Consider the following 23,407-nt stretch of genomic DNA (forward strand, 5'->3'; position numbering starts at 1 on the left):
GGTGGGCTGAACCGATTGTCGCCTCTTCCGTTATCGACCGCGGGCCGAGTGCTCGCGGGACCAGGGGGTGAGGCGTGACTAGGGAAGTTTGGCAGGCCGAAAGCCGCGACGTTGAAGATATTGTCGCGGGGCGCCATGGCAATGCCTTCGGCGTTTTAGGCTTGCATGAGGTCAGTGGGGTCTGGGTGCTGCGTGCCTTTATTCCCCATGCCGAAACCGTGACGGCCTATACGCTGGCGGGCGAGGAACTCGGACACCTGATCCCCCGGCATGGCGGCGGGTTCTTCGAAGGACCGATCAAGACCAGAGAACGGCAGCCGATCCGGCTCCGTGCCCGAAATGCGGGCGGGGAGTGGGACGTTCTCGATCCATATTCGTTTGGGCCAGTGCTCGGTCCGATGGACGACTACCTCATGGGCGAAGGCAGCCACTTGCGGCTCTTCGACAAGCTAGGCGCCCATGAGATGAAATTCGAGGGCGTGCACGGCACGCACTTTGCCGTCTGGGCTCCCAATGCCAGGCGCGTTTCCGTGGTTGGGCCCTTTAACGATTGGGATGGCCGGCGCAATCCCATGCGCAATCGCAACGGCTATTGGGAAGTGTTCATTCCGGTTCTGGGGACGGGAACGATCTACAAATACGAGATCGTGGCCGCCAATGGCCAGGTCTTGCCGCTCAAGGCAGATCCCTTTGCACGGCAATCGGAATTGCGCCCGCGCAATGCCTCGGTCGTTCCCGACCCCACGCCATTCACCTGGAGCGACCAGGCCTATATGGAAGAGCGCGCGTCCAAGGACTGGCGGCGCACGCCCATGTCTATCTACGAAGTGCATCTGGGGTCCTGGCGGCGCCGGCCCGATGGCACATTCATGAGCTATGACCAGATGGCCGAGCAGCTCGTGCCCTATGCCGCGGATATGGGATACACCCATCTCGAATTCATGCCGGTGTCCGAGCATCCGTTCGATCCAAGCTGGGGCTATCAGCCGACGGGCCTGTTTGCGCCGACGGCCCGGTTCGGCGATCCCGCTGGATTTGCGCGGCTCGTCAATGCGGCGCACGAGGCCGGGCTCGGCGTCATCCTGGACTGGGTGCCGGCGCATTTCCCGACCGACGAATTCGGGCTGTCGCATTTCGACGGCACCGCGCTTTACGAGCACGCGGATCCGCGACAGGGCTTCCACCCGGACTGGAATACGGCGATCTATAATTTCGGGCGCAAGGAGGTTTCGGCCTTCCTGACCAATAGCGCGCTCTATTGGTTCGAGCAGTTCCATATCGACGGCCTGCGCGTCGATGCGGTGGCTTCGATGCTTTATCTCGATTACTCGCGCCAGCCGGGGCAATGGGTGCCCAACAAGCATGGCGGCAATGAAAACCTCGAGGCCGTGGCCTTCCTGCAGCGCGTCAATGCCGAGGTTTATCGTCAGTTTCCCGGCGCCTTCATGATCGCCGAGGAATCGACATCATGGCCGGGGGTAAGCCACCCGACCTATGCCGGCGGGCTCGGATTCGGGTTCAAGTGGAACATGGGCTTCATGAACGATACGCTCCGGTTCATGAGCCGGGAGGCGGTGCACCGGCGCTACCACCACGGCGACATGACCTTTGGTCTCGTTTACGCCTTCTCGGAAAATTTCGTGCTGCCGCTCAGCCATGACGAGGTGGTGCACGGCAAGGGTTCGTTGCTGGAAAAAATGCCGGGCGACGACTGGCAGCAATTTGCCAATCTGCGCGCCTATCTCGCCTTCATGTGGGGGCATCCGGGCAAGAAGCTCTTGTTCATGGGTCAGGAGTTCGCGCAGCGCGAAGAGTGGTCGGAAGCGCGTGGCCTTGACTGGTGGCTGCTCGATGCAGCGCCTCATGAAGGGATGCGACGGCTGGTCGCCGATCTCAACGCGGCCTATCGCAGCTTGCCCGCGCTTTACGAGCGCGATTGCGAGCCGGACGGCTTCGAATGGCTGATCGGCAATGACCAGGCCAATTCGGTTTATGCCTGGCTGCGCAAGAGCAAGGGCGCCGATCCGGTGCTGGTGATCGCCAACTTCACGCCAGTGCCACGCAGCAACTATAAAGTGCCCGCGCCGATTGCAGGGCGCTGGGTCGAACGGATCAATACCGATGCCGGCTGGTATGCCGGCGGGAATACGGGAAATCAGGGTGCAGTGATCGCCAAGCCGGTGGAAGGCCGGCACATGGCGGCGGAACTCGAGCTTTATCTACCGCCGCTTGCGACACTGTTTCTGAAGTATGAGCCGGAGTGATCCGGTTTTGGGTGCAATACGTCCCGCGGCAGGCGGGCACGAGTGGAGGGAAGTAAATGGCTGATTACAGGGTACCGTCTCCGCTGGCGCGCGAAGCCATGGCTTATGTGCTGGCGGGTGGCCGGGGAACGCGGCTGATGGAATTGACCGATCGGCGCGCCAAGCCGGCGGTCTACTTTGGCGGCAAGTCGCGCATCATCGATTTTGCGCTGAGCAATGCCATAAATTCGGGCATTCGCCGCATTTCGGTGGCAACGCAATATCAGGCGCACAGTCTTATCCGCCACCTGCAGCGTGGCTGGAACTTCCTCAGGACCGAGCGCAACGAAAGCTTCGATGTGCTGCCCGCAAGCCAGCGGGTGAAGGAAGACATGTGGTATGCCGGGACCGCCGATGCGGTCTATCAGAACATGGACATCATCGAGGATTACGGCGCGCGCTATATCGTGCTGCTGGCCGGCGACCATATCTACAAGATGGACTACGAAATCATGCTGCGCCAGCATGTGGACACGGGCGCCGATGTAACCATCGGCTGCCTCGAAGTGCCGCGCATGGAAGCCACGGGCTTTGGCGTGATGCATGTCGACGGGCGCGACCGCGTCGTCGATTTTGTCGAAAAACCCAAGGATCCGCCAGGTATCCCGGACAAGCCGGACATGGCGCTTGCCTCGATGGGCATCTATGTGTTCGAGACCCGGTTCCTGATGGAACAGCTGCGCCGGGACGCGGCGACGGAAGGCTCGAGCCGGGATTTCGGCAAGGATATCATCCCCTATATCGTCAAGAACGGCACGGCCTGGGCGCATCGCTTTCCACGCTCCTGCGTCCGGTCCAGTAACGAGTCGGTTTCCTATTGGCGCGATGTGGGTACGGTCGATGCCTATTGGAAAGCCAATATCGATCTGACCGATATCACGCCGCAGCTCGATCTCTACGATCGTGACTGGCCGATCTGGACCCATGCGGAAATTACCCCGCCGGCCAAGTTCGTGCATGATTTCGACGGGCGGCGCGGCTCGGCGGTCAATTCGCTGGTGTCGGGGGATTGCATCATCTCGGGCGGTCACCTGCAGCAGACGCTGCTCTCGACAGGCTCGCGTGTTCATTCCTACTCGGTGCTCGATCAGGCTGTGGTGCTGCCCTATTGCGATATCGGGCGCAATGCGCGGCTCAAGAAGGTCGTCATCGATCGTGGCGTGTCCATTCCCGAGGGACTGGTGGTCGGGGAAGATCCCGAATTCGACGACAAGTGGTTCCGGCGCACCGAGGATGGCGTGACGCTGATCACCCAGCCCATGGTCAATCGTTACCTGGCCGATCGATGATCGAGGTTCTTTCCGTCACATCGGAAATCTATCCGCTGATCAAGACGGGCGGGCTGGCCGACGTCGCCGGCGCCCTGCCGGCGGCGCTGAGCAAGAATGGCGTCTCCATGCGCACGCTGGTGCCGGGCTATCCTGCCGTCAAGGCCAAGATGGGTCCCTCGCGCGAGGTCTACTACTTTGCCGATCTCTTCGGGGTTGAGGCGCGGCTCTTTGCGGGCCGCGCGGGCGGGCTCGACATCATCATGCTCGATGCTCCCGCGCTTTATGATCGCCCGGGCAATCCATATGTGGGCCCGGAGGGGTGGGACTGGCCGGACAACTGGAAGCGATTTGCGGCGCTCTCCTGGGTGGCTTCGGAACTGGGGCTGGGACTGGTCGAGGGCTACCGTCCTCATATCATCCATGCTCATGACTGGCAGGCAGGGCTCGTGCCCGCCTATGTCAAATACGGTCCGTCCTCGACGCTGAAGACAGTGATGACCGTTCACAACATGGCGTTCCAGGGTACGTTCGGCTCCGACATTTTCGGACAATTGCGTCTGCCGCCGCATGCGTTTTCGCTCGAGGGCGTCGAGTATTACGGGGGCGTGGGCTATCTCAAGTCGGGCGTCGAGTGCGCCGATGTGGTCACGACCGTGTCCCCCACCTATGCCGCCGAAATCCGCACACCAGATTTCGGCATGGGTCTCGATGGGCTGCTGAACAACCGCAGCGAAACCGTGTTCGGCGTGCTCAACGGCATCGACATGGACGCCTGGAATCCCTCGACGGACCAGAGCCTGCGCTCCACCTATTCGGTCAATTCGCTCGGCAGCCGCAACTTGAACAAGGCGGCTGTGCAGGAAGCATTCGGGCTCGAGCCGTCCAATGGTCCGCTTTTTGCCGTGGTCAGCCGCCTCACCTGGCAAAAGGGCATCGACCTCCTGGCCGGGTGTATCGAGCTACTGGTGTCTCATGGCGCGCAGCTTGCGGTTCTGGGTTCAGGCGAAGCCGAGCTTGAAAACGCGATCCGGGCGGCCAGCGTCGCCCATCCGGGGCGCGTGGGGCTTGTGACCGGTTACAACGAACAGCTCAGCCATTTGCTGCAGGGCGGGGCGGATGTGATCGTGGTGCCCTCGCGGTTCGAGCCGTGTGGCCTCACCCAACTTTATGCGCTGCGCTATGGCTGCGTGCCGCTGGTGAGCCGCGTCGGCGGGCTCAACGACACGGTGATCGACGCCAATGTGGCAGCGCTGCAGGCGGAAGTGGCAACAGGGGTGCAGTTTGCCCCACCGAGCCAGGATGGGCTGGCCAATGCCATCCGCCGCACGCTGGCGCTCTATGCCGATGAGAAATCATGGAAGAAAATGCAGAGGCGCGGGATGAAATCGGACGTGAGCTGGGAAACCAGCGCTGCCCGCTACGCCCAGCTCTATGCCTCGCTGATAGGACTGAAGCTCGATGACGATCAAGACCATTAACACTACGCCATATACCGACCAGAAGCCGGGCACATCGGGCTTGCGCAAGCGCGTGCCGGTCTTCCAGCAGGCCAATTATGTCGAGAACTTCGTCCAGTCGATTTTCGACAGTCTCGAAGGCTTTGCGGGAAAGACCCTGGTGATCGGGGGCGACGGCCGCTTTTTCAACGATGTCGCCATTCAGAAGGCCATCCGCATCGCCGCAGCCAATGGCTTTGGCAAGGTGATGGTGGGGCAGGGCGGTATTCTCTCGACGCCGGCGGCCAGCAACGTCATTCGAAAGTACAAGGCTTTCGGGGGCCTGGTCCTATCCGCCAGCCATAATCCGGGCGGCCCGGAAGGCGATTTCGGCATCAAGTATAATGTGGGCAATGGCGGCCCGGCACCTGAAAAGATCACCGATGCCGTTTTTGCGCGAACAAAGGTGATCGACAGCTACAAGACGCTCGACACCGCAGATATCGATCTTGGCACAATCGGCACGCAGACGGTTGGCGACATGACGGTCGAGGTGATCGACCCGGTCAAGGACTATGCCGCCCTGATGGAGGAGCTGTTCGATTTCGAGGCGATCCGCGCGCTGTTCGCCAGTGGTTTCCGCATGACGTTCGACGCCATGCATGCGGTCACGGGGCCCTACGCGCACACGATAATCGAAGACATGCTGGGTGCGCCCAAGGGTACGGTGATCAACGGCACGCCGTCGCCATCGTTCAACGACGGTCATCCCGATCCCAATCTAGTCTATTGCAAGGATATGTACGACCTGCTGATGACCGAGGACGGACCCGATTTCGGGGCGGCGTCGGACGGGGATGGGGACCGCAACCTGATCATCGGCAAGAACCGGTTCGTTACCCCTTCGGATTCATTGGCGCTGCTGGCTGCGAATGCGCATCTGGCGCCGGGCTACAAGGATGGTATCGCAGGCATCGCCCGCTCCATGCCGACGAGCGCTGCGGCGGATAGGGTGGCAGAAAAGCTCGGCATCGAGATGCACGAGACCCCAACAGGCTGGAAGTTTTTCGGTAACCTCCTCGATGCAGGCCGGGTGACGATCTGCGGCGAAGAAAGCGCCGGAACCGGCTCCAACCATGTGCGCGAAAAGGACGGGTTATGGGCGGTGCTGCTCTGGCTCAACATCCTTGCGGTGCGCAAGCAGGGTGTCGATGCGATCGTGCGCGAGCACTGGGCGAGCTACGGGCGCAACTACTATACGCGGCACGACTATGAAGAAGTGGACAGCGCCATCGCCAATGCGCTGATGACGGATCTTCGCGGGCGGCTGCCAGCGCTGGCGGGACAGGTGCTTGAGGGGCTTGAGGTCGCCTATGCCGATGACTTTACCTATCATGATCCGGTGGATGGCTCGACCAGTTCCATGCAGGGCGTGCGCATAGGGTTTGCAGACGGTTCGCGGATTGTGCTGAGGCTGTCGGGAACCGGTACCGTAGGGGCCACGTTGCGGGTCTACCTCGAACGCTATGAGCCCACCGATGGACAACACGACCTCGATACCCAGCATGCCCTTGCCCCCCTCATCGGGATCGCCGAATCCCTTGCTGGGATCAAAGCCCGAACCGGCCGCACCGAACCCAGTGTCATCACTTGAGCGCACCGCAATGACCGGTCCGCAACTCGTTCCCGGCGCCGGGACCATCGACAAACTCGGTGCCACGATCACGCCCGACGGGGTCAATTTCGCGGTCTATTCGGAAGCTGCCAGCGCGATCTGGGTTTCGCTCTATGATGAGCAGGACCAGGAAATCGACCGGTTCGAACTGGATGTGCACGAAGACAATATCCATGCCGGCCTGATCGCCGGCATCGGGGCGGGTGCGCGCTACGGCCTGCGGGCCGATGGCCGCTACGATCCGGACCAGGGCTATTTCTTCGATCCCAACAAGCTGCTTGTCGATCCCTATGCCCGCCGGCTGGACCGGGTGTTCGTGCGCTCGCCGCGTTTGCGCCTGCCTCGCGAAGAGGCTGTGGACACCGCGCCGCTGATGCCCAAGGCGATCGTTGTCGGTGAAGGCACTGAAACCATCCTGCCGCGCAAAAAGGCGCCGAACCTGTTCTACGAGCTCAATGTGCGCGGGTTCACCATGCGCCACCCGAGCGTGCAGGGACCTCTGCGTGGAACGATTGCGGCGCTGACCACCAAACGCGTGATCGACCACTTCAAGTATCTCGGTGTCGACACCGTGCAGTTGATGCCGACCGCCGCCTGGATCGACGAAGGCCACCTGCCAGCCCTGGGGCTGACCAATGCCTGGGGCTACAATCCGGTGACGTATTTCGCCATCGATCCGCGCCTTGCCCCGCGGGGTCCGCAGGAATTGCGGGTGATGACCGATCTTTACCGCAAGAACGGCATCTCGGTGATCCTCGACGTCGTCTACAACCACACCGGCGAAGGCGATGCGCAGGGCCCTATGCTCAGCATGATGGGTCTCGATGCGCACACCTACTATCGCTATGTCGAGGTGGATGGAAAGCAGCACCTGATCAACGATACCGGTACCGGAAACACGCTTCGTTGCGATCATCCGGCGGTACAGCGTCTCGTGATCGAAAGCCTGCGTTACTGGATCGAGGAGATGGGCGTTTCCGGCTTCCGGTTCGACCTTGCTCCGGTGCTGGGGCGCGATCCCGCGTTCAACCCTGACGCCGAGATGCTCAAGAAGATCAAGGCCGATCCGGTGCTGAGCAAGGCGATCCTTGTTGCCGAACCTTGGGATCCGGGTCCGGGCGGCTATGCGCTCGGTAAATTCGGGAAAGAATTCCAGGAGCACAACGACACCTATCGCGACGAAATCCGGGCCTTCTGGAAGGGCGAGCCGGCCAAGATCGGTGCACTCGCCGGCAAGGTGGCGGGATCGGCCGAGGTGTTCAACGTGGCCGGTCGCAAGCCGAGCCACGGCGTGAATATGCTGGCCGTGCATGACGGTTTCACGCTCCGCGACTTCGTGAGCTACAACGACAAGCACAATGAGGCCAATGGCGAAGACAATCGCGACGGGCACAACAACAACCAGTCGTGGAATTGCGGCGTCGAAGGCGAGACGGACGATCCCAACATCATCGCCGCACGCAAGCGCGACGTGCGGGCGCTGCTCGCCACGCTGTTCCTTTCGCGCGGTACGCCGCTGATCCAGCAGGGCGACGAGATGTATCGCACCCAGCAGGGCAACAACAATGCCTATGCCCAGGACAACGAGATCTCCTGGGTGGATTGGGAAGGCGCAGACGGCACGCTCGTCGATTTCGTTGCGGCGATCAATACGTTCCGCAAGGAGCATCCGGCCGTCAGCCACGACCATTTCCTTTCCGGCGAGGAACGCAACGGGGTCAAGGACGTCGTTTGGCTTCATCCCGACGGAAGGGAAATGAACGAAGGCGACTGGAACGACAGCGGCGCTTCGGTGCTCGGCATGCATATCCGCCACAAGGATGACGAAGTGCTGGTCTGGTTCAACCGCCGGATCGAGAGTGTTGCGGCACAGCTGCCAGAGGGTGAATGGACTGTGGGGATCGATTCCGATCCGGACACCGAAGTCACCATCGAAGACGGTCAGGTGCAGATCGGAGCACGCTCCGTACTGGCGCTGGTGCGTACCCAGCCGCAATGATCATTGCTCAACTGAGCGATATCCACGCCAACGGCTCGAGCGAAAGGCTCGAGCGGCTGGACGCGGTGGTCGACTGGCTGATGCCGATGCAGCCTGACATTCTGATCGTGAGCGGCGACCTCGCCGAGGACGACTTCAGCCAAAGCTATCGGGCCGTTCAAAAGCGGCTCGAAGGCTTTGGCTGTCCTTATTTTGTCGTGCCGGGCAATGTCGACAATCATGCCGAGATGCGGGACGTGTTCGGGCGCCGATTCGGATGGAGCCGTGACTGGCCGCTCAACGTCTCGGGCGTCGTCGGGGACCTGCGGATCATCGGCCTCGATGTGACGGTGGAGGGTGCTCATCATGGCGATGCGGCGCCCGTGCTCGACTGGCTGGCCGACGAGCTACGAAGCGAGATGCTGCCGACGCTGATTTTCCAGCATCAGCACCCGTTTCCGACCGGGATCGACGGCAAGGATCGAAACGTCTGCTTCAACGGCGATGCCTTGGCGGAGGTGATCGAGAGCGCGGGAGACAGCGTGATCGGTTTGACCTGCGGCCATGTCCATCGGGCGCTTTTTACGCGGTTTGCCGGACGGCATGCGACCATGGCGCCTTCGATCAAAAAAGCGAACATGCTGCGGCTCGATGGCCGGGAAAGCGCTGTCGTCGATCCGCCTGGGCTATTGCTGCATCACTGGAGCGAGGGCCGGCTGGTGAGCCATGTGGTGATGGTGGGCTAGAGCCGAGCGGCGGCTACTCGGCAGCCACTGCCTCGAAGCCACCGTGCTTTTCGATGAAGCCGATGATCTGGTCCAGACTCTCGCGACGCAGGAGATCGGTGAAGACATAGGGCCGACCTTCGCGCACCTTCTGGGTATCGCTTTCCATCACCTGGAGGCTCGCACCGACATGTGGAGCGAGATCGGTATGGGTGATGACGAGGAGATCGGATCGCGAGATGGCGGGGCCGCCCTTGCGCGGGATCTTCTCGCCCTGGGCAACGGAGATCACATAGATCGTCAGATCAGCAAGATCGGGTGAGAAGGTGGCTGCAAGATTGTCGCCGCCGCTCTCGATCAGGATGATATCGAGATCGGGGAACCTGCGATTGAGGTCATCGATGGCGGCGAGGTTGAGCGAGGCGTCTTCGCGGATCGCGGTATGCGGGCAGCCGCCGGTTTCGACGCCCACGATGCGGTCTTCAGATATGGCCTGAACCCGCGACAGGATCAGCGCATCTTCGCGTGTGTAGATGTCATTGGTGACGACGGCCATGGAATAGCGGTCACGCATGGCCTTGAGCAGCATTTCGCACAAGGTCGTCTTGCCCGAGCCGACGGGACCGCCGATCCCGATTCGGAGGGGGCCGTTGAGACTTTTGTTCATTACGAGGTCCTCCGGGATCAGGTGAGGCGGAAAAACACGAGGGCGAGAAAGCCGAGCCCCAGAGCGAGGCAGAGCGGGGAATAGACGCGGCGGTCGTTGAGGCGGAAATTCGCTTCGGGGGTGAGTTGCTGCCACCAGGGCGTGAAGCCGAGAATACCGCGGGCGAGAAACAGCGCGGCCAGCGCCAGGCCGCCAAGATTGAGCCAGATGCCGCCACTGTCATGATCGGCAAGGGCCAGCGCGTATGTGCCCGCGGCAAATGAGCCGAGGGCAATCGCGAAGGAGGCGAGGCGCGGCGGCATGCGTTCGATGTCGCGAAAGCCAACAACCGTCTGGGCGAGGAGTTTTTCATTGCGGATCGGCCAGGTGCGGCCGAGGGACCACAGGAAATGCGCCAGCGAGACGGCGAAAAGAGCAATGAACATCAGCGAGGCGATGAACATGTTCATGAGCGGAAAATCCTTGTGGGCAGCGTTTCGTGCTGCATCTGCGCGATGTCTGCGCCATAGGCGACGGTGCCGATCTCGTCCAGTGCGGCATGCTGGCACAGATCGGCAAGCGCTGCGATCGCCGGCTCGAGTGCAGCCATGATGGCCAGGCCATCGGTCTGTCCGATGGGGACGAGACGCACCGCGACCGAGACTTGCCCGTGCACCGTTGCGGTAAGAAAGGCGAGAAGAGTGTCGCGCCTGTCGATGCCATGGGCTCCGGCCAGGACCCCAACGGCAACGGGGTAGGGGCAGGGATCAGGAAGAACCGGCGCGGCGACCAGCGGCCATGCAGCGGATGCGGTAGCAAAGGCGCTACCGGTCATCGTGGTTTCCGACAAGCGTTCGCGGGATGGCGTGAGCGCCAGGCAAAGATCTGCGAGGTCCTGCACGGCTTGCGGATCGCCATGGGCCTGATGCGCATGAGCGAGGATGATGGCATCGGTCTTGATGCTGCCGTTTCCGAGAGCGCCGCTTATCCAGTTTTCGGTGGTTGCGCGATCATGGACGAGACGGGAGACGATGGCCGTCTCAAGGCCTGCAGACCAAGCGAAAGCCCCCACCGGAAAGGCAGGCGAGAGCCAGGTCAGCAGTTTTTGCAGATCGGCACTCACTTGCGGGCAAGCAGAGCGTGCGAGGGTTCGGCATGGCTGTGGCTGTGATAGGCGCCATGCTCGGCGAAGAAGGGCTCGGTCACTTCGGCAACGGTGGCACCCAGGCCCTCCAGCATGGTCTTGAGCACATGATCGCGCTTGATCAGAATGCGTCCGGCTTCGAGCTGGGCTGGGGTGTGGCGATTGCCGATATGCCAGGCGAGGCGCAACAGATGCGCGGTATCGCGAGCGCTAACGGCATAGAGGAGTTCACTGGCGGCAAGGATGCCGATGCGGCGCCCGTCTTCGAGTTCGAGAGCGCCGGCATGGTCAAGCGTGACGGTGTTCGGGAAGTCGACCGTGACTTCGGTGCCATTCCGCCCGGTCAGCAGCTTGCGGCGCAGCCGGCGTTCGTCATGGGCGAGCGTGATGGTGTCGATGACGTCGTGGCCGTGGCCGGCGGGGAGATGAGCTTTGGCGCGGAGCATTGAAGGCGGGGGTCCTCGGTCAACCTGCGAAGGTGAAGAAGCGGATGGTGAGATAGAACTGATGGAGGAGGTGTATGCCAACTATGGCAAGGTGCAACCGCCGATCGGCATAGCGCCAGGCGAGCACACATAAAACCATGCCGACGGGCACCTGGACGAAGTAGCTCCAGTCGAAACGCTCCAGGTGTCGGCCGCCCTTGATCAGGGTGTCGACGGTATCGAGAACGAACGTGCCGGCCAAAATGGAGAAGAACCAGCGGCGGCGTTTGAGGAAGAAATCCTCGTAGCCGTCGTAGTCGGCAATATTGTCCGGCGAGAGCAGCGCTGCGAGCAGGAACAGCGTGATGGCATAGCCGATCAGGAACAGCGCGACGCCAAAGGTCCAGAATTCGAGCCTGAACAGCGCAAATTCCCACCACCAGAATAAAATGAGCTCGAGCAGGAGCGAGCCCATCCAGAGCAGGTGCAGGGTGGACCACCGATTGCGATGGGGATGCTGGATCATGCCAGCAAAGGTCATCAGCAGCCGGGTGATGCCCAGCCCGACGACAGTGCCCATGACAACCCGCATATGGGGGAAGATCTCGGCGGCAGTCGGCGTCGGGTCCATGGCGGCCTATGGGGTATTGCGGGCAGCAAGGCAGGTGGCAAGCGGGGCGGCATCCTCGTCGGACTGAACGTCGCGAAGCGTTGCTTCGTCTCCGCTGCTCCACCACTCGTAAGGGCCCGACACATAGCGCGCGCCGGAGCCCGAGAGCGCGGTGGCGAACAGGTGCGTCTCGCCCTCGACCGGCAGAATGGCGAGGAAATTGGGCGCAGCATTGATGTATTGCACGCGGAAGCCCTCACCATTGTCGCATTGGTAGATGACGACGCGGCGCTCGATATCGGTCTCGCTTTCAAGCGTGAGGGTGATGCCAGCGCTGACGAGGGGAGGGGCGGGGGCCTCTGCAGGCGCGACGGCGGGTGCAGCTTCCTGAGCTGCGAGTGGGACGGTGGCGAAGGCAACAAGTCCGACGGCCAGGGTAGTCTTGAGATCGATCATGGCTCTAGCTCGGGTTATTTGGTGTGGTGCGAAGCACTACCGAATAGATAGCCACAATCGTGGTGATTGATTGTTCTTGCAAGCTGTTGCGCCTCCGAATTGGCTCTAATCCTGCCGAAAGACGAACAGCGTTCCGGGGATAGGCGTGTTGCGCTCGAGGCGGATCGGATGGGCCTGTTCTTCAAGGGGCGTCAGGCCGTTGGCTTTAGCCAGATCGTGCACATAGGCCCCGGCATGCGCAAAGCGCCCGCTCGAGCGGATGGCGAGACCTTCGCCGTCGTGACTTTCAACCGAAAAGGCGAGAAGGCCGGCAGGCTGGAGGCGAGAAACCAAGGCGGCGAAGAGGCGGGCGATGTCGCCGATATAGATAAACACATCGGTCGCAACGATCATCCCATAGGGGCCGGCGAAATTCCCGTCGCTTTGGAGAACGGCAAGCGCATCGCCTGCGGCGAGATGGCGGTAGATGCCGCGTTCGCCGGCCTTGGTGATCATCTTAGGCGCGATGTCGATGCCATCAAGCGGGCGGTGAGTCTCGGGCAGAGCTGCGCCCATGAGGCCGGTGCCGCAGCCGACGTCGAGAGTTGGTGCGCGCGCCGGCCCGTGTTTGGCGACGAGACCAGCCAGAGCTTGGGGGACCTGATAGTCTAGGGTGCCGGTGAGATGTGCATCGAAGGTGTCGGCGTAGGAATCAAAGAGTTCGGCGACATAGGCGGTGTCTGGCGCGCCGTCCTGGCTGAGCGCTGCCAGCATGTGGCTCGAATAAAGATCGGACGGGCTAAGCTTGGTGGCGCGGGAAAAACTCTTGAGGGCTGCTGCGGGCTGGCCGAGATCGAGCTGGGCCTGACCTAGCTCACGGAAGATGCCGGCGTTATTGGGATGAAGCTTGCGGCCCTTTTCAAGAAGCTCAGCCGCGGCTTGCGGCTTTTTGGCTGCGAGAAGGGCCTGAGCAAGGGCAATGTGGAGATCAGCCGAACGGGGCTTGAGGGCGAGGGCGCGTCCAAAGCTGACAGTGGCAATCTCGGTCGCGCCGGTGCGCATGGCGAGGTTGCCCATGAGTTGATGACCCTCGGCCAGATCTGGCGCGACATTCACCAACTGGGCGCTGAGGCGGGCAGCATCGGCAATCTTGCCCTGCTCCTGCAACTGTTGGGCGCTGGCCAGCAGTTCCCGCGCGCGGAGGGCGAGGATCGGATCGGTCGGAAGACCTCGGGGCAGTGTGCCGACCGGCTTTTTCATCAGAACAGGAAATATCGTTGTGCCATCGGCAGCACCGTAGCCGGTTCGCAGGTGAGAAGTACACCATCGGCACGCACTTCATAGGTTTCCGGGTGCACTTCGATGTTGGGAGTGGCGGTGTTGAGCTTCATGGCCGCCTTGCCGATGCCGCCACGCGTGTTGCAGACGGGTAGCAGATCCTTGTCGACACCGAGACGATTCCTGAGGCCCGCATCATGAGCGGCCTGCGAGATGAAGGTGACGGAGGACCGGCTGACCAGCTTGCCATAGGCGGCGAACATGGGGCGGTAATGCATGGGTTGGGGCGTCGGGATCGAGGCATTGGGATCACCCATGGGCGCAGCGGCAATCGAGCCACCGATCAGCACCATTTCGGGTTTGACCCCGAAGAAGGCCGGGTTCCAGAGAACGAGGTCAGCGCGCTTGCCGACTTCGACCGAGCCGATGTGCTGGCTCATGCCATGGGCGATGGCGGGATTGATTGTGTATTTGGCGATATAGCGGCGAACGCGGAAATTGTCGTTGTCGCCGGTTTCCTCGGGCAAGCTACCGCGCTGGCGCTTCATCTTGTCGGCGGTTTGCCAGGTGCGGATCAGCACTTCGCCGACCCGGCCCATGGCCTGGCTGTCCGATGAAATGACCGAGAGGGCGCCCATGTCGTGGAGGATGTCTTCGGCAGCGATAGTCTCCTTGCGGATGCGCGACTCGGCGAAGGCGACGTCCTCGGGGATGTTCTGATCGAGGTGATGGCAGACCATGAGCATGTCGAGATGCTCGGCAATGGTGTTGACCGTGTAGGGACGGGTCGGATTGGTCGAGGAGGGAATGACGTTGGGCAGGCCCGCGACCTTGAGGATGTCGGGGGCATGGCCGCCGCCGGCGCCTTCGGTGTGGAAGGCGTGGATGGTGCGGCCCTTGAAGGCGCCGACCGTGTCCTCGACAAAACCGGATTCGTTGAGTGTGTCGGTATGGATCATCACCTGCACGTCGAAGGCATCGGCGACGGAAAGGCAATTGTCGATGGCCGCTGGGGTGGTGCCCCAGTCTTCGTGCAGCTTGAGGCAGGAGGCGCCCGAGAGGATCATTTCCTCGAGCGGGGCAGGGACGGCCGCGTTGCCCTTGCCGGCAATGGCGAGGTTCATCGGGAAGGCGTCGAAGCTTTCGATCATGCGCTCGATGTGCCAGGCGCCGGTGCAGGTGGTCGCAAGGGTGCCATGGGCGGGGCCGGATCCGCCACCGAGCATGGTGGTGACGCCCGACATCAAGGCTTCCTCGATCTGCTGGGGGCAGATGAAGTGGATATGGGCGTCCATGCCGCCGGAGGTGACGATCTTGCCTTCGCCGGCGATCGCTTCGGTCGAGGGGCCGATGATGATGTCGACGCCGGACTGGGTGTCCGGGTTGCCGGCCTTGCCGATGCCGGCGATGCGACCGTTCTTGAGGCCGATATCGGCCTTGTAAATGCCGGTATAGTCGACGATCAGCGCATTGGTGATGACGGTGTCGACGGCCCCTTCGGCCCGCGTGCGCTGGGATTGGCCCATCCCGTCGCGGATGACCTTGCCGCCGCCGAACTTGACCTCCTCGCCATAGGTGGTGAAGTCCTTTTCGACCTCGATGAACAATTCGGTGTCGGCCAAGCGCACCTTGTCGCCCGTCGTGGGGCCATACATGTCGGCATAGGTGGCGCGGGAAATGCGGGCAGGCATGGGCGAACTCCGGGGCTAACTGGAGAAAACGGGAAAAGCGCCCGGCCTGTCAGGACCGTGCGGGAAAAGGGGCACAAAGAGTCGGCGGACCTCAGAGAGGGGAGGGCCGGTATAGCTCTGCTACGTGCTAGTGGCGCGACTTCAAGGCTTGGGTCTGGAAAACGGCGACCGAGCGGTCGATCACCGCATCGAGCATTTTCTCGCCCTGCGCCAGCTGCGGATCGGCGCGCATGGTGGATGCAACGAGAGACATGGCCAGGGCCTGGATGGCATAGGCGTGCCTGTCGCGGCCGGCGGAGTGATGTTCGTTGCCGCGTTGCTCGAAGATCTTGAGCAGATCGTTGTATGTCTGGCGAGACATCACCGACTTGGCAGAAGACCAATTTGGTTGCTGCAGATTGGCCGAAAGTTCCGCAGCCAGGCTCCCGATCAGGGCCATGGACTCGCCATCCTGGCCGCCGGTTTGCTGAATGTCGGCCAGAACAGCGGCGAAGCGCTGCTTGAATTCGGCGTTGCGAGTTGCGGTGTCGGGAGCTTGGGCAGTCATGGCAATCCAGAAGGCAGCAAAGATCGATGACGCTTAAAGCATCAATCGGCCTGGATGGCCATGGTGGAAGGGGTAAATCGCCCAAGCGCAGCGACACGGCTAGAGCGCTCCCATGATCTTCTGGCGGAAGCCGAAGACTTGGCGCGCGCCGCCGATCGGCACGAGCCGCACCTCCCGGCTCTGGCCCGGCTCGAAGCGCACGGCAGTGCCGGCTGCGATATCGAGCCGCATGCCGCGGGTCTTTTCGCGATCGAATCTGAGGCCGGCATTGGTTTCATAGAAATGATAATGCGAGCCGACCTGGATCGGACGATCGCCCGTGTTGGCGACCTCCAGCACGGTCTGATCGAGCCCCTCGTTGAGTTCGATGTCGCCTGTCGTGGTGATGACTTCGCCCGGGATCATGGATCAGTCCTCTATGCGATGAAGGCGAGCCAGACGCCGCTCAGCGCCGTAGCAAGACCAGCGATGCGGCCGAGGAGCTTGCCGCCCAACCGGCTAAAGAGCAGGCCGATGCCGATGCCCACGGCATGAAGGAGAGCGGTGGCGAGCACGAAGCCGGCGGCAAATTCAAGGGCGCCGGCATGGCCAAGTTCACTGCCATGGGCATGGCCGTGGAACAGCGCAAAGAAAGCGACGAGCGCAGCGACGGCCGGAGTGGGGATAGGCAAAGCCAGTGCGATGGCGATGCCGATAAAAATCACCGAAGCCAGAATCGCTGGTTCGACGAGGGGCAGGGGCATGCCGATGGTCGCGGCGACGAAGCCCAGAGCCATGGTGCCGACAAAGGCTGCGGGAACCAGCCAGATGGCGCGGCCTCTCTGGGCTGCAGCCCAAAGGCCGACCGCGACCATGGCGAGCAGGTGATCAAGCCCATGGAGGGGATGATCGAAGCCGGCCGCAAAGGAACCATGCTCGACTGGATCAAGATGCGCGAAGGCGGGAACGGTGGCGGTCGCGGCGATGGCAAGGGCGAGAAGGGTGCGCTTGAGCATGATGGTCCTGTCAGCGGATGGGTTGGTGAACGGTGACGAGCTTGGTGCCGTCGGGAAAGGTGGCCTCGACCTGGACGTCGTGGATCATTTCGGCAATGCCCTCCATGACCTGATCGCGGGTGATGACATGAGCTCCGGCTTCCATCAGCTCGGAAACCGGTCTGCCATCGCGTGCGCCCTCGACCACGAAATCGGTGATCAGCGCCACCGCTTCAGGGTGGTTGAGCTTGACGCCGCGCTCGAGACGCTTGCGGGCGACGATGGCCGCCATGGCGATCAGCAGCTTGTCTTTTTCGCGGGGGGTGAGATTCATCGGTCGGTCCTAGAGATGCCAAAGGCGCGGCAGGGCACCAGCGCCTGTCAGTTCGACAAGGGTTGGAACAAGAAGGCGGCGCAACGCAAGCCCGGTCTGGGCCATTGCGCGAACTACCAGTCGCTCGCCGGTTGTGCTTGCGCCGATCATGCCCTCGCCATCGCGCGCTCGAACGCGGCGGAGAAGGGCCTCCGCAGCATCGGCATTGTGCGCGATGTGCACGACCGAGGCAAAGGCGCGGTTCCCTGCGAGCAGGGATAGCGATTGGCGTTCATCGATGCCGCCGCGGATGCGGGTTGCTTCGGCATGGACGAGGCGGCCATTCCGGCGGATGCGCCAATTGTCCGAGATTTCTGCTGAAAGGGCTTGTTCGCCCATGGCATCGCGGCCGAGGAGGACGGCTTCGATGGCGGTGAGCGTCGCGTCTTCTTCAAGGTGGATATCGAGCTGCCGATCGAGCTTGCTGGCTTCAAAGAGGATCGTCTCCTGCGGCAGCCAGTCAAGATGAGCGCCCGCGCCAACACGAAGCCTGGTATGGACATGTGCGGTGTCGCCGGTCGAGCGGTAACTGCGCTCACAGGCCTGGGTGGTGACCACAAGCCGGCCCTGTGGCGCAACGCTTGCGCCCCATTGCAGGTGATCGCCGCCGGTAATGCCACCAGCGGTGTTGATGAACACGGCTTCGAGAGCCGAAGAATGCGTCTTCGGCATGCGGATCTTGCAACAGCCTTCCTGAAAAAGCGTTTTGAGACAAGTCCTTCCGTCGCGTTGCTGCGTGCCTATGCGCGCGATGCCACGTGCCCGCTGCAAGGTGGGAGTAGGCAGATATGCCTGATCTTGAGGCATAAGCGCGAAATTCATTGCAACGATCCCGGGGAAGCGTCGTTGTATAGCCGAGCAAGCGCTCTTTCATAGAGTTTTTTCAAGAGGTTATTGGAATGACTATCAAATCTGCTTTGTCCGTTGTCGCTCTTACCGTTGCTTTCTCCGGTGCTGCTTTCGCCCAAGGCATGACCATCAATGGCACCACCGTTCCCGAGAACGAAGTGCCGCTGGTTCAGGAGCGTTGTGACGGCCTCGCCAATGCTGAAGCCACCGAGTCGCTGAGCGCGACCTCGGGCGATGCCAACAGCAACTCGATCGGCAGCAACACCAATGAAGGTACTGCCGGCAACGATGCCCTGGTCGAAAACGCTCCTGGCGTGAACGAGGCTGCAAACGCTACCTCCACCATCGACCTCGAAACGATCAGCCTGCAGGCTTGTGTGGATGGCGGTTTCGTCACCATGTAAGAACTGGCTCATCGCAGCCTTTCAGGGCACCCGGCATTTGCCGGGTGCTTTTTTTTTAGACCATCAGATGCTTGCGCACGTCCGCTCGATCGAGATCGCTGGCGGGACCGGTATGCATGATCTCGCCGCGGTCCATGACGTAGATGTCGTCCGCTACTTCGCGGCAGAAATCGAGGAACTGCTCGACAAGCAGGATGGTCATGCCTTTTTCATCGCGCAGGAATTGCAGGGCGCGGCCGATATCCTTGATGATCGAGGGCTGGATGCCTTCGGTCGGCTCATCGAGAACCAGTACCTTGGGACGCGTAACCAGCGCACGACCGATAGCGAGCTGCTGCTGCTGGCCGCCCGACAGGTCGCCGCCGCGCCGGCCGAGCATGGATTTCAGTACGGGAAAGAGCTCGAAAATATAAGCGGGGATATTGCGCTCATTCCGGGCAAGGCCGGCATATCCGGTCTCGAGGTTCTCCCTCACCGTCAACAGTGGGAAAATCTCACGCCCTTGCGGCACATAGCCGATGCCCATCCTGGCGCGTTTATACGGCGGTGTGCGCTTCAAGGTATCCTCGCCAAACGCGATGGTGCCCGAGGAAACGTGATTGATGCCGGTGATGGCGCGGAGCGTGGAGGATTTGCCCACCCCATTGCGGCCGAGCACTGCCGTGATTCGTCCCGGTGCGCAGTCGATGGAAATGCCCTTGAGCGCCTGGGCGGCGCCATAGTGGAGGTCGACCGTCTTGACTGACAGAGCAAGGCTCATCGTCCCAGATACCTTTCGATGACAACAGGATTGGCGCTGACCTGATCGAGCGAGCCTTCGGCCAGCACTGCGCCTTCGGCCAGGCAGATCACGCGCGAGCCCAGTTCGCGTACGAAACTCATGTCGTGTTCGACGACGACCACGGATCGGGTCTGGGCGATTTCACGCAGCAATTTGGCCGTCTCCCCTGTTTCGCTGTCGGTCATGCCGGCGACGGGTTCGTCGACCAGCAGAAGCTTGGGATCTTGTGCAAGCAGCATGCCAATTTCGAGCCACTGCTTTTGCCCATGGCTGAGATTGGCGGCGAGTTCATCTTTGCGGTGCAGGAGACGTACAGTTTCGAGAATGCCGGTGATCTGGGCTATGTCGTCATCACTGGGGGTATAGAAAAGCGCGGCGAAAATGCCCCGCGGCTTGCGGAGCGCCATTTCCAGATTGTCCCAGACCGTATGGCTTTCGAACACGGTCGGCTTCTGAAATTTGCGCCCGATCCCGAGATTGGCGATAGCGGCCTCGTCAAGCCGGGTGAGGTCGGTGCGACCGTCGAACATGACGTCGCCCGTATCAGGGCGGGTCTTGCCGGTGATGATGTCCATCATCGTCGTCTTGCCCGCGCCATTGGGACCGATGATCGCCAGCATCTCTGTGGGGCGGACGATGATCGAAAGATTGTTGATCGCCTTGAAGCCGTCGAACGCTACCGAGACGCCATCGAGGTAGAGCATCGTATCCTGGGCTTTGCTCATCGGCGCTACTCCGCGGGCCTGGGTTGGGGATTGCTGAAGCTGGCAGGATCTTTCCCGCGCTCCACATCGGCGGATTGGCTTGGCGACGGTGGGGCAGGGGTCTTGCGGCGCCGTTCGAAAATCTGCTGCCAGAGCCCGACGATGCCTTTGGGCAGGAAGAGCGTCACAAAGATGAAGAGCGCGCCGAGGGCAAAGAGCCAAAACTCGGGAAAGGCCGTTGTGAACCATGATTTTCCGAGATTGACTGCGATGGCGCCAATGATCGGACCAACCAGAGTGCCGCGACCACCAACTGCTGCCCAGATGACCACCTCGATGGAATTGCCGGGCTCGAATTCGCCGGGATTGATGATGCCCACCTGTGGAACGTAGAGGGCGCCGGCGATGCCGGCCATGATCGCGGAGACAGTGAAGGCAAAGAGCTTAACGTATTCGACGCGGTAGCCGATGAACCGGGTCCGGCTTTCGGCGTCGCGAACGGCGATCATGACCTTGCCAAGCTTGGAATTGACGATCATCGAGCAGACGAGCACCGACAGGGCCAGCGCCACCGCCGTTGCGGCGAAAAGCGCAACGCGTGTGGTCTGCGCCTGAACCGGGGCGCCGAGAATGTCCTTGAAGTCGGTCAGGCCATTGTTGCCGCCGAAGCCCATGTCGTTGCGGAAGAAGGCGAGGAGCAGGGCGAATGTCATCGCCTGGGTCATGATGGAAAGATAGACGCCGGTGACGCGGCTCCTGAAGGCGAAGAAGCCGAAGACGAAGGCGAGAAGGCCGGGAACCACAACTACCATGGCCATGGCAAACCAGAAATTGTCGAAGCCGAGCCAGTACCAGGGCAGTTCCTTCCAATTGAGGAACACCATGAAATCGGGCAGCACCGGATTGCCATATACGCCGCGCGATCCGATCTGGCGCATGAGGTACATGCCCATTGCGTAGCCACCGAGCGCAAAAAATGCGCCATGCCCGAGCGAGAGAATGCCGCAATAGCCCCAGACCAGGTCAAGCGCCAGCGCCAGCATGGCGTAACTGAGATATTTGCCGAAGAGCGACACCATGTAGGTGGGCACATGGCCGAATTGTCCCGGCGGGATGAGCAGGTTGGCCATCGGCACGAGGATGGCCACGGCGAGAAAGATGCCGATGACCCAGACGGCTTTTTTGTCGAGGGCACGGAGGAGGGCTTGGGTCAGCATAAGATATTTCCAGTTATGGACAGAGTCCCCCTCATCCGGCGCTGCGCGCCACCTTCTCCCCGAGAGGGAGAAGAACAAGAGGGGGGCACCATACCTCTCCCACTTCGGGAGAGGGTGGATCGGGCGTAGCCCGAGACGGGTGAGGGGACATTCACCATCATTGCTCCACCGCCCGACCCTTGAGCGCAAACAGTCCTCGGGGACGTCGCTGGATGAAGAGGATGATCAGCACAAGGATCAGGATCTTGCCGAGGACCGCGCCGGCATAGGGTTCGAGGAACTTGTTGGCGATGCCCAGCGTCAGCGCGCCGACAAAGGTACCCCAGAGATTGCCCACGCCGCCGAAGACGACGACCATGAAAGAGTCGATGATGTAGTTCTGCCCCAGATTGGGAGAGATGTTGTCGATTTGGGTGAGGGCGACACCGGCAAGGCCGGCAATGCCGGAGCCGAGGCCGAAGGTCATGGCGTCGACAAAGGGCGTGCGGATACCCATCGAGGACGCCATGCGGCGGTTTTGCGTCACCGCGCGCATCTGCAGGCCGAGCGGGGTGCGGTTGAGGATCAGCAGCAGCATGAAGAAGACGATCAGCGCGAAGATAACGATCCAGAAGCGGTTATAGGTGATGGCGAGGCCGAAGAAGTCGGTGGAGCCGGACATCCAGGTGGGGGCGATGACCATCTGGTTGGTGGGGCCGAAGATCGAGCGCACGGTCTGCTGGAGAATGAGCGAGAGACCCCAGGTGGCAAGGAGCGTTTCGAGCGGGCGGCCATAAAGCCAGCGGATGATGCCGCGCTCGATGCCGACGCCGATGGCGCCGGTGACTAGGAAGGCGACGGGCAGAGCGATGAGCAGGGAATAATCGAGAAGCCCCGGAAAGCTCTGGCGGATCACCAGCTGAACCAAGAAGGTCGTGTAGGCGCCGAGCATGACCATCTCGCCATGGGCCATGTTGATGACGCCCATGACGCCAAAGGTGATGGCAAGGCCGATGGCGGCAAGCAGAAGAACGGAGCCGAGCGAAACGCCGAACCAGACATTTTGAAGAGCCGACCAGACGGCACGGCTTTGTTCGAGTCCCGCCAGAGCGGCCTCGATCGTGGGGCGCAGCTCATCGGGTGCATTGGCGAGAGCGCCTGTCAGAATCGTGATGGCATTGCGGCCAGCACCAGCGACGACCCCGGGAACGGCCGCCCGGCGGTCCTCGATGCCGGCTTCGCTGTCGGACAGGATGGTGACGGCGCGGGCGGCCTGCATGAGGCGCAGGACGTTGCTGTCGGTTTCGGCGGCGATGGCTTCGTCGAGCAGGGGAATATTGATGGGATCGGGTTTGGCGAGAAAGCCCTGAGCGGCAGAGAAGCGCGTTGCGGGATTGTCGCTCATCAGCGTCATGCCCGCCAGGGCCGATGCGATGTCGCGGCGCAGGCTGTTATTGACCCTGATGCGGGAGAGATCGGCGCCGGCGCCGAGGTCGACTTCTTCGCCGGTCAGAGGGTCGGTGATCGCCGAGCGGCCTTGAATGACGATCCGTCCCGAGGTTTCGTCGAGATAAAGATTGCCGCCGCCGAGCGCTGTCAGAACTGGCACGACCGCAGGGTCGCCGGTGGCGGCGAGGTCGGTGACGATGGATGTGAGTTCACGCAGGTTCGCTTCGCCCATAGCGGCGATGCGCGCCGGGATGTCAGTGGGTTGCGCTTGTGCGAACTGCGCGGGCAGGAGAAGCGACAGGGTGAGAAGCGCCAGGCGGAGAAAATGAGTCAGCATCGCTTGGGAAGTCCTTGTCGCGGTTGAGATGTCAGAGAGAGTGGTGCTGGTCGCTACCCCCTCCCGGCCTCCCCCTGCAGAAGGGGGAGGAGAAGATTTGTGATCGGGCGATGTTCTGGCCCGGTCACCAGCCAGTTCCTCCCCCTTCTGGAGGGGGAGGACAGGTGGGTGACCCC

The 23,407-nt window shown here is 61.8% G+C and carries 24 protein-coding genes; 7 read left to right on the forward strand and 17 right to left on the reverse strand.

Annotated elements, in window-relative coordinates; genetic code table 11:
• Window positions 1-74 precede the first annotated feature (74 nt).
• From glgB to BM364_RS04735, 6 genes are read left to right on the forward strand one after another with little or no spacing between them, the layout of a single operon-like run.
• Window positions 75-2,264 carry a 1,4-alpha-glucan branching protein GlgB gene (gene glgB, locus BM364_RS04710; protein WP_092421540.1) on the forward strand — a complete coding sequence of 730 codons (2,190 nt, stop codon included), beginning with the start codon at window positions 75-77 and terminating at the stop codon, window positions 2,262-2,264.
• A 56-nt stretch (window positions 2,265-2,320) separates the two neighbouring features.
• A complete protein-coding gene (gene glgC / locus BM364_RS04715; protein WP_092421543.1) occupies window positions 2,321-3,592 on the forward strand; it encodes a glucose-1-phosphate adenylyltransferase in 1,272 nt (423 codons plus the stop codon).
• Window positions 3,592-5,052, forward strand: coding sequence for a glycogen synthase GlgA (gene glgA, locus BM364_RS04720; protein WP_092423879.1), 1,461 nt, complete (start codon window positions 3,592-3,594; stop codon window positions 5,050-5,052). Before glgC ends, glgA begins: the two co-directional genes overlap by 1 nt.
• Window positions 5,033-6,664: an alpha-D-glucose phosphate-specific phosphoglucomutase gene (locus tag BM364_RS04725; protein WP_092421546.1), complete on the forward strand. Its 1,632-nt coding sequence runs from the start codon at window positions 5,033-5,035 to the stop codon at window positions 6,662-6,664. Before glgA ends, BM364_RS04725 begins: the two co-directional genes overlap by 20 nt.
• Before the next feature lie 10 nt (window positions 6,665-6,674).
• On the forward strand, window positions 6,675-8,684 hold the full coding sequence (gene glgX, locus BM364_RS04730; protein ID WP_092421548.1) for a glycogen debranching protein GlgX: 2,010 nt from the start codon (window positions 6,675-6,677) through the stop codon (window positions 8,682-8,684).
• On the forward strand, window positions 8,681-9,409 hold the full coding sequence (locus tag BM364_RS04735; RefSeq protein WP_175528465.1) for a metallophosphoesterase: 729 nt from the start codon (window positions 8,681-8,683) through the stop codon (window positions 9,407-9,409). The genes glgX and BM364_RS04735 overlap by 4 nt, the downstream gene beginning before the upstream one ends.
• 13 nt (window positions 9,410-9,422) lie before the next feature.
• Here the strand turns inward: BM364_RS04735 and ureG are convergent, their stop codons facing one another.
• The 13 genes from ureG to BM364_RS04800 all read right to left on the reverse strand — a co-directional run bounded on the left by ureG (window position 9,423) and on the right by BM364_RS04800 (window position 18,183).
• On the reverse strand, window positions 9,423-10,055 hold the full coding sequence (gene ureG / locus BM364_RS04740) for an urease accessory protein UreG (protein ID WP_092421554.1): 633 nt from the start codon (window positions 10,053-10,055) through the stop codon (window positions 9,423-9,425).
• A gap of 17 nt (window positions 10,056-10,072) precedes the next feature.
• Window positions 10,073-10,504 carry a DUF3995 domain-containing protein gene (locus BM364_RS04745; protein WP_092421557.1) on the reverse strand — a complete coding sequence of 144 codons (432 nt, stop codon included), beginning with the start codon at window positions 10,502-10,504 and terminating at the stop codon, window positions 10,073-10,075.
• Window positions 10,501-11,157, reverse strand: coding sequence for an urease accessory protein UreF (locus BM364_RS04750; RefSeq protein ID WP_092421560.1), 657 nt, complete (start codon window positions 11,155-11,157; stop codon window positions 10,501-10,503). Before BM364_RS04750 ends, BM364_RS04745 begins: the two co-directional genes overlap by 4 nt.
• A complete protein-coding gene (locus tag BM364_RS04755) occupies window positions 11,154-11,624 on the reverse strand; it encodes an urease accessory protein UreE (RefSeq protein WP_092421563.1) in 471 nt (156 codons plus the stop codon). The genes BM364_RS04750 and BM364_RS04755 overlap by 4 nt, the downstream gene beginning before the upstream one ends.
• A 19-nt stretch (window positions 11,625-11,643) precedes the next feature.
• Window positions 11,644-12,234 (reverse strand): hypothetical protein, encoded by a 591-nt coding sequence (locus BM364_RS04760; RefSeq protein ID WP_092421565.1) that lies wholly within the window; start codon window positions 12,232-12,234, stop codon window positions 11,644-11,646.
• Window positions 12,235-12,240: 6 nt separating this feature from the next.
• Window positions 12,241-12,669, reverse strand: coding sequence for an MliC family protein (locus BM364_RS04765; RefSeq protein ID WP_092421569.1), 429 nt, complete (start codon window positions 12,667-12,669; stop codon window positions 12,241-12,243).
• Window positions 12,670-12,774: 105 nt separating this feature from the next.
• Entirely contained in the window at window positions 12,775-13,908 is a 1,134-nt protein-coding gene (locus BM364_RS04770; RefSeq protein ID WP_092421571.1) for a tetratricopeptide repeat protein, read from the reverse strand.
• On the reverse strand, window positions 13,908-15,617 hold the full coding sequence (ureC, locus tag BM364_RS04775) for an urease subunit alpha (RefSeq protein WP_092421574.1): 1,710 nt from the start codon (window positions 15,615-15,617) through the stop codon (window positions 13,908-13,910). The genes BM364_RS04770 and ureC overlap by 1 nt, the downstream gene beginning before the upstream one ends.
• Before the next feature lie 127 nt (window positions 15,618-15,744).
• A complete protein-coding gene (locus tag BM364_RS04780) occupies window positions 15,745-16,164 on the reverse strand; it encodes a hypothetical protein (protein ID WP_092421577.1) in 420 nt (139 codons plus the stop codon).
• Between the two features lie 99 nt (window positions 16,165-16,263).
• The gene (locus BM364_RS04785; protein ID WP_092421581.1) at window positions 16,264-16,569 is read right to left on the reverse strand and encodes an urease subunit beta; all 306 of its coding nucleotides are present in this window, start codon (window positions 16,567-16,569) and stop codon (window positions 16,264-16,266) included.
• 11 nt (window positions 16,570-16,580) lie between these two features.
• Window positions 16,581-17,159, reverse strand: coding sequence for a HupE/UreJ family protein (locus BM364_RS04790; protein WP_092421584.1), 579 nt, complete (start codon window positions 17,157-17,159; stop codon window positions 16,581-16,583).
• 10 nt (window positions 17,160-17,169) lie between these two features.
• Complete coding sequence (locus BM364_RS04795; protein ID WP_092421587.1) at window positions 17,170-17,472, reverse strand: urease subunit gamma; 303 nt, start codon at window positions 17,470-17,472, stop codon at window positions 17,170-17,172.
• 9 nt (window positions 17,473-17,481) lie between these two features.
• Window positions 17,482-18,183, reverse strand: a complete 702-nt coding sequence (locus tag BM364_RS04800) for an urease accessory protein UreD (RefSeq protein ID WP_244542767.1) — start codon at window positions 18,181-18,183, stop codon at window positions 17,482-17,484.
• Between the two features lie 227 nt (window positions 18,184-18,410).
• Between BM364_RS04800 and BM364_RS04805 the strand changes: the two genes are divergently transcribed.
• A complete protein-coding gene (locus BM364_RS04805; protein WP_092421592.1) occupies window positions 18,411-18,764 on the forward strand; it encodes a hypothetical protein in 354 nt (117 codons plus the stop codon).
• A 55-nt stretch (window positions 18,765-18,819) separates the two neighbouring features.
• Here the strand turns inward: BM364_RS04805 and urtE are convergent, their stop codons facing one another.
• From urtE to urtB, 4 genes are all read right to left on the reverse strand, one after another.
• Window positions 18,820-19,524, reverse strand: a complete 705-nt coding sequence (gene urtE / locus BM364_RS04810) for an urea ABC transporter ATP-binding subunit UrtE (protein WP_092421595.1) — start codon at window positions 19,522-19,524, stop codon at window positions 18,820-18,822.
• On the reverse strand, window positions 19,521-20,270 hold the full coding sequence (gene urtD, locus BM364_RS04815) for an urea ABC transporter ATP-binding protein UrtD (protein ID WP_092421598.1): 750 nt from the start codon (window positions 20,268-20,270) through the stop codon (window positions 19,521-19,523). The genes urtE and urtD overlap by 4 nt, the downstream gene beginning before the upstream one ends.
• A gap of 5 nt (window positions 20,271-20,275) precedes the next feature.
• Window positions 20,276-21,466: an urea ABC transporter permease subunit UrtC gene (urtC, locus tag BM364_RS04820; protein ID WP_092421601.1), complete on the reverse strand. Its 1,191-nt coding sequence runs from the start codon at window positions 21,464-21,466 to the stop codon at window positions 20,276-20,278.
• Between the two features lie 157 nt (window positions 21,467-21,623).
• Entirely contained in the window at window positions 21,624-23,231 is a 1,608-nt protein-coding gene (gene urtB, locus BM364_RS04825; RefSeq protein WP_092421604.1) for an urea ABC transporter permease subunit UrtB, read from the reverse strand.
• Window positions 23,232-23,407: the final 176 nt, after the last annotated feature.

Origin of the sequence: Devosia crocina, from assembly GCF_900116545.1 — a bacterium.
Lineage (GTDB): Bacteria > Pseudomonadota > Alphaproteobacteria > Rhizobiales > Devosiaceae > Devosia > Devosia crocina.